This is a genomic window from Nitrospira sp., from assembly GCA_030692565.1.
In the GTDB taxonomy this organism is placed as follows: Bacteria; Nitrospirota; Nitrospiria; order Nitrospirales; family Nitrospiraceae; genus Nitrospira_D.
Map to the genome: position 1 here is coordinate 1 of JAUYAO010000025.1, position 11,957 is coordinate 11,957.

Here is an 11,957-nt window from a genome sequence, read left to right on the forward strand (position 1 = left end):
CGCCCTCGCGCACGCGCTCAACGGCCATCTTTCTGATGGTCTCCAAGGTGCTGTGGTCCAGTGTTCGTCCGTCTCGCGTCATAGCGGAACGGAGTATGCCACAATCAGCATGTGTTGTCTATATTACTGACCGCTGAGTAAATACGGGTCGTCCGCGCGAGCCCAGTGAGTGTCGCGCTGAAGTGACAGCAAAAAACAGCGCCATAAGTGGACTCTCTGACCAGTCAAGAAGCCTCGTCGGCACTCCATAGTGCTGCATGAGAAACAACCATTCCCATGGGTCGGTCAAGGAACGCGAGTGAAAGGGGACGCTTCGTTGCTGAAATCTTGCAAGCAGTAGTTTCTCTAGGCGGATGAAATCTTCAATGGTCTTTGATCCGTTGTGCCTGTAAAGTGAGGGCTTTAGTTTATGTGCCAGTTTTCCGCACCCTCGGTACCAGAGAGGACCTTTGCGATTGACCCGCAACTCCTCCACAACAGAAATATACGCCTCCAGCGTTTGAACTGTCTTGGTCTTCAACGTAGGCATTCGCGCCCCCATGTATGCGGAGTAGTCATCTCAAGCTCTTTCTTTCTAACTGGAGCTTAGAGGCGGGGACATTCTACGTTTTCAGGAGCTGCGGGTCTATGCTCCATCCATGCTCGTTTGCTGTTTCATCCCTGCGTCGCGCAGGACAAAGTCTGGGGTCTTTCTTCACGACAACCCGCAAGCCGATCAGCCCTGGATGTATTCAGCGATGGGAGGAAAGGCTGGAAAACCCCTGTGCCGAGCGCCTGATATCACAAAGGATAGGTTGAGAATCTCGGTGGACTAGCGAATCCCTATCAACCTCAGCACAAAAACGCTTAGAACTCGCGATTACTGCGCCGGCGAACCTACGCCAGATGTCGGCTCAGTCACCGGTGCCGGAGTTGCCGATTGCACCATGCCTTTGAACGGCAGATCCAGCAGCGCATAGGGATTGACCCGAGCGCCGTTAAGCTTGACGCCCCAGTGAAGATGCGGACCGGTCGCCCGACCGGTCGCGCCGACTTTGCCTACAACGTGCCCGGCCTTCACCTGATCTCCCTCTTTGACCGACACCTCCGAGAGATGGAAGTACATGGAGTAGAACCCCAACCCATGATCCACATACACGCCTTTGCCTGAGAAGATGTGATCGACGGTCAACCGCACTACCCCATCGTTCGTCGCAAGTACGTCCGTCCCCATGGGTGCGCCGATGTCTTCCCCATTGTGGGGATTCCTGGCCTGGCCGTTCATGATTCTCACGCTGCCGAAAATTCCCGTGCGTGTGCCGCCGACCGGTTCTAGAAAACCTCCCTGCCAGAGCTTCAATCGTGAATCCTCAGCCAACGCTGCTTTCACCTGCTCCTGCTCGGCTTTCCACCGGGCCAACGCCTTCTCGTCCAGATCCACTTTCTCCTTCGGTAACTTCAAGTGCTCAACGCGAAACTTTTCTTTGACCACCAGCACGTTCATGCTGACATGCTTCGTCTGATCGCCGCTCTTGATGTCCACTGCCAATTCATGTGTCCCGGGCTCGTCCTGCATGTCGAGGCCCAGCAATCCAACATAACCGGGAGCTTCGCCGCTTCGCGGGTCTGGAAAGAGCGGCATCGTCCGACCCATGAACGTTCCCCGGACATCAGCCTGAGGATCGTCGCCGGGCACTTTAACCAGCACGATCTGTCCTTGCTTCCCGCTGTATTGTCCATCCGCCCCCTTGGGTGCGGGCATTGACCCTGGAACCAGTTCAATGGGGAAAATGCTCGCAACGAGGACAATCGCCGTGAGAATCATGCGATCGAATTGCGAGGCGCGCTGCTGGACGGCTTGGATCATGGTATTCATCGAGAAAACCTCGTTCCTGACACTTGTGAGACTAGTTCTTCGACCCGACGATTCGTGGCGCTAAACGGATCCATGCAGAGAATCGTCTCTTCCCAATACCCGTTTAATTTGAGATAGGTCCAGTCCACGGTATACGACCGGTTCTTGGCCCTGGCAAATCGAATAAAGTCGCCCCGCACCTTGGCTCGCGTGGTTTGCGGCGGCGTCGACATCGCCCGTTGCACCGCCTCTTCCTCCACGACCCGCTCGATGAGCCCCTTGGACTCCATCAGATAATATAATCCCCGCGTTCGTTTCACATCATGGAATTGTAAATCCAGCAGATACACGCGGGGATCGTCCCACCCGCAGCCTTTTTTATCGACATACGACTGAATGAGGTGTTTCTTGGTCACCCAGTCCACCTGATGGACCAGTTGCATCGGATCATCTTCCAACCGATCCAGCAACGTCGCCCATTTGTGAAACACATCGTCGTGGACGGGATCATGCTCGCGCTGCGCCAAATACTGCTCCGCGCGCTCAAGATAGACTCGCTGTATTTCGATGGCGGTCATTTGGCGTCCATCGTCCAGCTTCACCTTCTTCTTCAAGGTCGGGTCTCGTGAAATCTCCCGGATTGCTTTGACCGGATCTTCCAATTCCATCCCCTGCACGGCGTATCCGTCTTCGATCATCGACAGCACCAATGCCGCCGTCCCCACCTTCACATAGGTGACAAACTCCGACATGTTGGAGTCCCCGACGATAATATGCAGCCGACGGTAGCGCTCCGCATCGGCATGCGGTTCATCCCGGGTATTGATGATGCTGCGGGACGAAGTGGTGGAAGAGGACGTTTTCTCGTGAATGTGCTGGGCGCGCTGAGAGATGAAGTATTGGGGCTTACCGGACACCTTCAGCACCTTTCCCGCTCCACCATAAATCTGTCGGGTCACGAAGAAGGGAATCAGTTGCTCCGTGACCTTCCAGAAGTCCACGTCGCGCCGCATCAGAAAATTTTCATGACACCCGTACGTATTCCCGAGGGAATCCGTGTTGTTCTTAAAGATGTAGATCTCGCCGGACAGTCCTTCTTCACGCAATCGTTCTTCTGCCGCGGGAAGACAGGCTTCCAGCAACCGCTCCCCGGCTTTATCGTGAATGACGAGATCGAGAATATTGTCGCACTCGGGCGTGGAGTATTCGGGGTGACAACCGGTGTCCTGGTAGAACCGGGCGCCATTGACGAGGAATGCGTTGGAGGGCCAGCTGTTGGGAATCAGACCTTCAAAAATGTAGCCGAGGACTTTCTCCATCGGCAGATAGATCCGTCCGTTCGGCGAGAAGATCAGGCCGTACTCGTTTTCCAGGCCGAAGATCCGCTGCTTCATAGAACCGGGGGATATCATGGAGGATTACAACACAATACACGGCCAATGAGGGATCTTCAACTTCCACATCCAGCACGAACGCTTCAGACTGTCAGGAGTTGCTGCACTTCACCCGGCGTGAGCCGCCTAAATTTGCGGCCGGTGCGCGCCCGTTCGAGCACGGCGACTTCCAATCCCTCTGGGTTGAGCTTCTGATTGGCCGTCTGCTCCAGCGCAGAGACGCAGAAGCCGAGCGCGGCTTTGAGAGCCGGAGAAGGACCGGTCACCTTGTCCTTCATCGCCGCCAACACCGCCTCCGATCGTCCACCGATGACGGCAACGGCCTTCTCATCGATGATGCTGCCGTCGAAGGAAATGCGGTAAATTTCATTCACCTGGCTGTTCAACCCTACCTGGACCACGAGAATCTCCACCTCAAGCGGCTTCATTTCCTGGCTGAAGATGGTGCCAAGGCTTTGCGAATAGCCGTTGGCCAGCGAGCGCGCCGTGACATCCTCCCGGCTGTACATGAACCCCTTCAGGTCCGCATGACGAATGCCGGCCTTTCGGAGATTCTCAAACTCGCTGTACTTCCCGGCCCCGGCAAACGCGATACAGTCATACACCTCGGAGATTTTATGGAGCGACGCACTGGGGTTATCCGCGGTGAACAACACTCCGTCCGCATATTCCATGGCGATACTTGAGCGGCCCTTCGCGATGCCTTTCTTGGCATACTCCGCCTTGTCCTGCATCATCTGCTCGGGAGACACGTAGTACGGCATCGGCATCGTTATGTCTCCTTCGAGCGACGGGCGGCCATCAGCACGTCATAGACTGCGCGAATGCTGTCGTTCGACACATCCGTGATCCCCTGCGCGTTCACCAGCTTGGCGGTGGGATAAATCCCCCGCACCAGGTCAGGGCCTCCGGTTCCCACATCGTCATCGGCGGCATTGTAGAGCGACATCAGGGCAAGCCTGAGCGCCTCGGCCTCCGGAAGTTGGCGCTGAAAATGTTCGCGCATGGTATTTCGCGCGTCCTTGCCGCCTGATCCGATCGCATGATAGTCGGACTCTTCATACCGCCCGCCCGTGATGTCGTACTTGAAAATACGCCCCTCGCCTCGCTTGAGATCATACCCCACGTACAGCGGCATCACGACGAGTCCTTGAAACACCATAGGCAAATTCGCCTTCACCATCTGCCCGAGCTTATTGGCCTTCCCTTCGCACGACAGCGACATTCCCTCCAGCTTTTCGTAATGCTCCAATTCGGTCTGAAACAGTTTCGCCATCTCAATGCAGGGCCCGGCCGCACCGGCAATGGCCATGGCCGAATGCTCATCGATCTTGAACACCTTCTCGATTCGACGGTCGGCGATTTGAAATCCCTCGGTTGCCCGGCGATCCCCGGCAATCACCACACCCTGCTGATATTTGATGGCCAGCACCGTCGTAGCCTGCGGAACCGTCAAGGCCCCTCCCCCTCGGGATGAATCCTGAGTTCCGGGAAAGCCACCACCACCATTGCCTCCCAGCGTCAATCCAGGGTGTTGCTTCGAAATGAAATCGAAGAAACTCGGCTCATCGTAATTCGGCAAAAAAGGAAGATTCATGATTGACGCGTAACGCGGCTCCTTGGGTTAGGCTTTCAACTTGGCTAATAGGGCTTCGGCCGTCGCGCAACTCTCTAGCAGCGCACCCGTCATGGCTTCGGTGCCTCGGCCTGGATCCATCAGCGGAATCCTGGTAATGGTGGGGTTCCCGAAGTCGAATAGCACCGAGGTCCAGCTGACCCCATACAGTGAGGCGGCAAACTTGGCCGCGCAACGCCCGCGGAAATAGGCGCGTGTCCCTGGAGGCGGCATGGTTTCCGCACGCACGATTTCAGCTTCACTGACGACGCGCTTCATCCGATTCCCCCGCTCGAGAGTATAGAAGAGCCCTCTCTCAGGCCGCACATCATGATACTGCAAATCCATGAGCTTGACTCGCGGATCCGTCCACCCACACCCCTTCCGGTCTAAGTACGACTCGATCATATGACGCTTGGCCACCCAATCCAGCTCGTCCACCAACAACCGTGGATCTTTCTCCAAGCCATCCAAGACATGCTCCCAGCGAGCCAAGACGTCCTGCATGATCTCCGTGGTTGGATGACTCGCGTAAAAGGCCTTTGCGGCACTCCAATAGGCTCGTTGAATGGCCAACGCGGTCGTCGGCCGTCCGCTTGAGAGTTTCAACGACTGCTTCATATCCAAATCGCGCGAGACTTGCTTGATCGCTCGAACCGGTTCGTCCAACTCGATCTGCGGGAGATCCGCACCCGCTTCCAACAGTTCCAACACCATGCTCAATGTTCCCACCTTCAGATAGGTGGAGAGCTCGGCCATGTTGGCGTCGCCCACAATCACGTGCAGTCGCCGATACTTGCTGTACTCGGCATGCGGTTCATCCCGCGTATTGATAATGGGCCGCTTGACCATCGTATTGAGGTCGGCCAGGCATTCAAAAAAATCGGCGCGTTGGGAAATCTGGTACTCGGCGGGGCTCGTCTGATTCTCGGCGCCGACCTTCCCGGCTCCGGCCACGATCAAACGCGTGACAAAAAACGGCGCCAGCACGCGGAGTATGTCATCGAACGGAACGGATCGAGCAACGAGATAGTTCTCGTGATATCCGTAGCTATTTCCTTTGCCGTCAGAATTATTCTTGTAGACAACGCATTGCTCGCAGCCGCGCGCGCGGGTCAACTCAGTCAGACTCCTGGCGAGAATCCGTTCCCCGATGCGTTCAAAAGCCACCACTTCCCTGGGGTTCGAGCATTCCGGAATGGAATATTCAGGGTGCGCCCCATCGACATAGAGCCGGCCGCCGTTCGCCAAAACCTTATTGAGCTGGCGATTGTACTCAGGGTTAGGGCGCTCTCGCTCTCCCTCCACCTCGAAACCGCGCGCATCCAAAAGGGGATTTTCGTTTTCATAGTCCCAAATGGCATTGGGAGCCGGCAAGCCCGGGTAGTGGCCGATCACGGCGATCGATGCGGCCACAGGATCCGATAATGCCGCCTCCTTGGCTGCAATACCGAACTCGGTTTCTGTGCCGATCACGCGGGAGAAGTTCGTCGACGGCTGGTCTTGCATAGATAGGATGATGAGACGACTAGAGATAATGGCCCGTGGTCACGGTTTCGATCTGGCGAGACTCCGCCGGCCCGCCGCTGATCGTCCGCAGATGCACGATTTTTTCGCCCTTCTTGCCGGCCACTTTGGCCCAGTCGTCCGGATTGGTGGTGTTCGGCAGGTCCTCATGCTCCTTGAACTCTTCACGAATGGCCCGGATCAGATCCTCCGAACGAAGCCCAACCCCTTCTTTCGCAATAGCCCGCTTCACCGCATATTTCTTGGCGCGGGAGACAATCCCCTCAATCAGCGCACCGCTGGCGAAATCCTTGAAGTAGAGGACTTCCTTCTCGCCGTTGGCGTACGTGACTTCGATGAACTTATTCTCCTCGGACGCCGCGTACATCGCATCAACGGTGAGCGTCGTCAGTTTTTCAACCAGCGCTTTCCGATCGCCGCCATGTTGCGCCAACTCCTCCGGCGCAAAAGGCAATTCGGTGGAGACATACTTTGAAAAGATATCCCGGGCCGCCGTGGCATCCGGACGGCCGACTTTGACTTTGACATCCAGCCGCCCCGCCCGCAACACCGCCGGATCGATGAGATCCTGTCGATTGCTGGCCCCGATCACGATGACGTTCCGCAAACGTTCCATTCCATCAATCTCTGAGAGAAACTGCGGCACAATGGTCGACTCGATATCGGAAGAAATCCCCGTGCCGCGCGTCCTGAAAAGGGCGTCCATTTCATCGAAGAACACAATGACCGGATTGCCCTCCGCCGCTTGTTCCTTCGCCTTCTTGAATACTTCACGCACCTGCCGTTCCGACTCACCGACATATTTATTGAGCAACTCCGGGCCCTTCACGTGCAGAAAGTAGCTCCGGATTTGCTTTCCCGTGAGATGACCCAATTTCTTGGCGATTGAGTTGGCCACCGCCTTGGCAATCAAGGTCTTTCCGCACCCGGGAGGACCATAGAGCAACACGCCTTTGGGAGCGCTTAGCTTAAAATCCGCAAACAGCTCGGCATGGAGGAACGGCAATTCCACGGCATCGCGGACATGTTCCAACTCCTTCTGAAGCCCCCCGATATGCTCGTAGTCGACGTCCGGCACTTCTTCGAGCACCAAATCTTCGGCTTCAGACTTTGGCAGTTTTTCGATGACATACCCGGAGCGAGCATCGTACAGCAGATGATCGCCAACGCTGAGCCGCTCGGCCAACAGGGGATCAGCGAGTTCCGCGACTTTTTCCTCATCAAAGTGCAGGGTGACGAGCGCGCGGCCTCCCTCTAAAACATCTTTTAACCGCACGACCTCGCCTTGCACGTCGAAGCCCTTCGCCTCAATGACGTTCAACGCTTCGTTCAACACCACTTCCTGCCCGCGTCGCAGCTCCTTGCCGTTGATCGCGGGAAGCAGACTGACCTTCATTTTGCGGCCGGACACAAACACATTCGCGGTGCCATCGGCGTTCATGGAGGAATAGATCGCGTAGGAAGAGGGCGGCGCAGTCAGCTTCTCGATCTCTGCGCGGAGCGCTTCGATCTGAGTCTTAGCTTCCTGCAGCGTGGCGACAAGCTTGTCGTTCTGTTTGGTGGCGTGGTCGAGTTGGTAACGAGATTGATACAGCCGACGGATTTCTTCTTCCATCGACTGAATTTGAACGCGAAGCTTGTCGACTTCGCGGGCCTGGTCGTCGTTTTTTGAAATCACGTCCGCTTTCCCCTCTGACAACCGCTTCGTGATTTGCTTCACGGAATCTCGGAGGGACCGGATTCGGCTCGAACCGCTCTTCTTCTCTGCCATGTGCCTACTCGCCGTAACGCTAGGACACCGCGCGCCATCGCATCTTCAAGCCAGTGAACGGATTCTAACACCCGACCTGGGGGTGGTCAACTGCACGAGGTCAACGTGCCTGCGAGCCATCGGGCAAATGAGACGGCCACGCGGCACGAACAGCCGCCTGCATATCGATGGTTGCTCTCCCGACATTCGCTTGGCCGAGAATTCCACCGATCATCGCCACGCCGAACGCCCCCGCGCCCCTCACTGATTCGATTCGTTCTCGCGTAATGCCACCGATGGCAAATACCGGCACAGATGATTGGCGGCAGGCGTCAGCCAGCACGGCTAATCCCAAGGGCGCGCCGAATTCCCGCTTCGATGGGGTCTCAAAAATCGGGCCGAGGAGCACGTAGTCGGCGCCGTCACCGCCGGCCTGTCGCACTTCTGTGACTGAATGCACCGACACGCCGATGAGCCGATGCCGGCCCACGACTCGGCGCGCGACCGAAATCGGCAGACTGCTGGCGCGAAGGTGGACCCCGTCGAGATCCAATGCCACCGCCATATCAATACGATCATTGATGATCAACGGAACGGCACGATCTCGCGTCATCGCGCGAATCTGCTGCGTCAATGACAGGAGTTCTCGGGTCGGAAGATCACGCTCACGCAACTGGATTGCCGGCACACCGGCATCCACCGCCTCCCGGAGGGCGCTCTCAAACGAGCGTCCGTGAACCAGCGACCGATCCGTGACCAAGAGTAGACGGAAATTAACAGGCAGCATGGGGCAAGCGGCAGAACACCTGAACGGACAAATTGACGCGACGGCGGACGCAACTATCGAGAAACCGTTCCGCCATCGCTCCTCGACACACGTACTTAGAGCATGCCCTCGATAGGACTACTCGCGGTCGCGTACAACTTTCTTGGAATACGCCCCGCCTTGTAGGCCAACCGACCGGCATAGACCGCATATTTCATGGCTTCCGCCATGGCGATCGGATGCTGCGCCCCTGCGATCGCCGTGTTCATTAACACCGCATCGGCACCGTACTCCATGGCCAGCGCGGCATCAGAGGCCGTCCCCACTCCCGCATCGACAATGATGGGGACCTTCACCGTTTCCATGATGATCTTGAGATTGTACGGATTGCGGATCCCCAGACCGGACCCGATGGGCGCCGCCAGAGGCATCACTGCCGGACAACCGATGTCGACCAGCTTCTTCGCGACAATGGGATCATCGTTCGTGTAGGGCAACACGATGAACCCTTCCTTGATGAGAATCTTGGCGGCTTCAATGAGCCCCGCGGTATCCGGGAACAGCGTTCGCTCATCGCCGAGTACTTCCAACTTCACGAGATCGGAGATGCCGGCTGCCCGCGCGAGCCGTGCGTATCGCACCGCGTCCTCGACCGTGTAACAACCGGCCGTGTTCGGAAGAATCGTGTACTTCTTCGGATCGATGTAGTCGAGGAGATTCTCTTTCGACCGGTCGGTGATATTCACGCGCCGGACCGCCACCGTCACCACATCGGCCCCGGATGCCTCGATCGCCTTTTTCGTCTCGGCGAAATCTTTATACTTTCCCGTCCCCACCCACAGTCGTGAGCGAAATTCATGACCGGCAATCGTCAACCTATCGTTTGCGTCCATCCGATTCTCCTTTAGTCCCGCATCCGCCGCCGATAAATCCAAGAATCTCGACCCGATCTCCCTCGCGAAGACATCGCTGTCCAAAATCCTTCCGGTCGAGAATTTCAAGATTCAATTCGACGGCCACACGCTCCGTCGCAATCGCCAGATCCTTCAGCAGATCGGCAACGGAGTCGCCGTCCCGCCACCCTCGCGGCTCGCCATTCACATGGATTTGAATCTCGTTCGCCATGGCGATCATCCTATGGGAGCACAATTCTGGTTGTCAATTAGCCCTCCCCCTTGTCTCGAGAGGGGCATCCCCCGCACAATGCAGATCCGTCGATAGCCGGAGTGACCTGACATGCCTACGCAAAATGAACGAGTCGCCCAGATCTTTCAATCCATTGCCACACTGCTCGCCTCCCAGCGGGCCAACCCCTACCGCATCAGAGCCTATCGCCGGGCTGCGGATTCGATTCTGGCACTGGAGGAGGATGTCGCGCTTGTGGCACAGCGTCACGAACTTGAAGACATCGACGGGATCGGGAAAGATTTGGGGGGAAAGATCAGGGAGTTTCTGGAAACCGGGACGATTCGCACGTATGAAGAATTGAAGAGACCATTGCCACCCGAGATAAAGAGCTGGGCGCGGCTGCCGGGCCTCCACGATTCACTGGTGAGCTATCTCTATGCCAGGCTGGGAATCCGAACGCTGGACGACCTGGAGCAACTGGTCTCATCCCACCTTCTCCGCACCGTTCCAGGATTTACCGGATCGGAGGATGAATTGCTCCAGGCCATTCGACAGCAGAAAGCGTCCCCTCCGGGTTAGGAGACTTTCATCTCCTTAAAAATCTTCCAGGTCTTCAGCAACTCCACCGCTTTCTGCAATTGCGCATCCTGCTCAAGGGCCGGATCACCGGCCGAATCAACTGGAGGTGTTTGAGGTGCCGCGCCACCCTTGGTTGCCGCGTCCTCCGGTGCCTTCCCGTTGGAATGCGGCGCCGCCTCCTTCTCTTTCCCCTGAGCCGGCTTCACAGCCTTGGCGTCAGGTGACGGATCGACGGGCTTCCCGTCCTTTGCCGGGGCTGAAGTCGGAAGCTTCACAACAATATCCGGAGTAATACCTGTGGACTGGATCGATCGTCCCTTGGGCGTATAGTACTTCGCCGTGGTGAGTCGAAGTCCTGAGCCGTCGCCGAGCGGAAGGATGGTCTGGACCGATCCCTTCCCGAACGAGGTGGTGCCGACAATCACCGCACGCCCCCAGTCTTGCAGCGCTCCGGCAACGATCTCCGACGCGCTCGCCGACCCTTCATTCACGAGAATGATCATCGGAAGTTCATCCATTTGATCTTTCGACTTCGCCAGCCATTCATCCTTCTTACCTTCACGATTCTTGGTGAACACGACGAGCTTCCCGTTGGGGAGAAACTGCTCGGACACATCGACCGCCGCCGTCAGCAATCCGCCGGGATTGTTCCGGAGATCCAGAATGGCCCCCTGGACTTTCTGTTCGCGGAATTGCTTGATGGCTTTCGCGAGATCCCGTCCAGTCGCTTCCTGAAACTGTGTCAGCCGAACATAGCCCAGGTTGTCGATGACCTTCGACTTCACGCTTTCGATCTTGATGGTATCCCGCATCAGCGTAAACTGCAGCGGATCCGGCGTCCCCTCGCGCTGAATGGTCAGGTTGACCTTGGTCCCCTTCGGGCCGCGCATCTTCTGGACCGCATCCATCAATGTAAGATCCTTCGTCGTCTCATCATTGACCTTCACGATGAAGTCTCCGGCCTTAATCCCTGCCCGCTGGGCCGGTGTCCCTTCGATCGGTGCGATCACAGCCAACCGATTCTCTTTCACTCCTATCTGAATGCCGACGCCGCCGAACTCGCCCTTGGTTTCCACCTGCATCTCTTTGTACATCTCGGGCGTCATATAGGCGGAGTGGGGGTCAAGTGTCGACAGCATGCCGCGGATGGCCCCTTGCACCAATTCCTTCGTTTTCGTTTCATCGACGTAATGCCGCTGCACCTGATTGAGCACCTCCGAAAAGGTCTTGAGCTCCTCGTACGTTTCCGTCGCATGGCCGGTTCGCTCCCAGCCCTTGCCGATCAGAACTCCGCACACGATGGCCACAACCATCATTGGCCCGATGACCCAAGACTTCCCTCGCGGCTGCTGTTCCATAAAGCG

11 protein-coding genes are annotated in these 11,957 nt (G+C 57.0%); 1 reads left to right on the forward strand and 10 read right to left on the reverse strand.

The genetic code is table 11. From position 1 onward, the window contains the following. Positions 1-859 precede the first annotated feature (859 nt). The 9 genes from Q8N04_06135 to thiS form a co-directional block, all read right to left on the reverse strand. Positions 860-1,855 (reverse strand): M23 family metallopeptidase, encoded by a 996-nt coding sequence (locus Q8N04_06135; protein MDP3090238.1) that lies wholly within the window; start codon positions 1,853-1,855, stop codon positions 860-862. Beyond that, positions 1,852-3,228, reverse strand: a complete 1,377-nt coding sequence (gene pafA, locus Q8N04_06140) for a Pup--protein ligase (protein MDP3090239.1) — start codon at positions 3,226-3,228, stop codon at positions 1,852-1,854. The genes Q8N04_06135 and pafA overlap by 4 nt, the downstream gene beginning before the upstream one ends. Positions 3,229-3,311: 83 nt before the next feature. Beyond that, entirely contained in the window at positions 3,312-3,998 is a 687-nt protein-coding gene (prcA, locus tag Q8N04_06145) for a proteasome subunit alpha (GenBank protein ID MDP3090240.1), read from the reverse strand. A gap of 2 nt (positions 3,999-4,000) precedes the next feature. Continuing rightward, entirely contained in the window at positions 4,001-4,825 is an 825-nt protein-coding gene (gene prcB, locus Q8N04_06150) for a proteasome subunit beta (GenBank protein MDP3090241.1), read from the reverse strand. A 27-nt stretch (positions 4,826-4,852) separates the two neighbouring features. Then, positions 4,853-6,352 carry a depupylase/deamidase Dop gene (gene dop / locus Q8N04_06155; protein ID MDP3090242.1) on the reverse strand — a complete coding sequence of 500 codons (1,500 nt, stop codon included), beginning with the start codon at positions 6,350-6,352 and terminating at the stop codon, positions 4,853-4,855. Positions 6,353-6,371: 19 nt separating this feature from the next. After that, positions 6,372-8,090 (reverse strand): proteasome ATPase, encoded by a 1,719-nt coding sequence (gene arc / locus Q8N04_06160; protein ID MDP3090243.1) that lies wholly within the window; start codon positions 8,088-8,090, stop codon positions 6,372-6,374. Positions 8,091-8,241: 151 nt separating this feature from the next. Then, complete coding sequence (gene thiE, locus Q8N04_06165) at positions 8,242-8,907, reverse strand: thiamine phosphate synthase (GenBank protein MDP3090244.1); 666 nt, start codon at positions 8,905-8,907, stop codon at positions 8,242-8,244. 95 nt (positions 8,908-9,002) lie between these two features. Then, on the reverse strand, positions 9,003-9,779 hold the full coding sequence (locus Q8N04_06170; GenBank protein MDP3090245.1) for a thiazole synthase: 777 nt from the start codon (positions 9,777-9,779) through the stop codon (positions 9,003-9,005). After that, a complete protein-coding gene (thiS, locus tag Q8N04_06175) occupies positions 9,763-10,011 on the reverse strand; it encodes a sulfur carrier protein ThiS (GenBank protein ID MDP3090246.1) in 249 nt (82 codons plus the stop codon). Before thiS ends, Q8N04_06170 begins: the two co-directional genes overlap by 17 nt. A gap of 111 nt (positions 10,012-10,122) precedes the next feature. On the opposite strand from thiS, the gene Q8N04_06180 reads away from it, so the two are divergent. Beyond that, positions 10,123-10,593 carry a histidinol-phosphatase gene (locus tag Q8N04_06180; protein ID MDP3090247.1) on the forward strand — a complete coding sequence of 157 codons (471 nt, stop codon included), beginning with the start codon at positions 10,123-10,125 and terminating at the stop codon, positions 10,591-10,593. Here the strand turns inward: Q8N04_06180 and Q8N04_06185 are convergent. Then, positions 10,590-11,951 (reverse strand): S41 family peptidase, encoded by a 1,362-nt coding sequence (locus Q8N04_06185; GenBank protein ID MDP3090248.1) that lies wholly within the window; start codon positions 11,949-11,951, stop codon positions 10,590-10,592. The genes Q8N04_06180 and Q8N04_06185 overlap by 4 nt on opposite strands. Between the last annotated feature and the right edge of the window lie 6 nt (positions 11,952-11,957).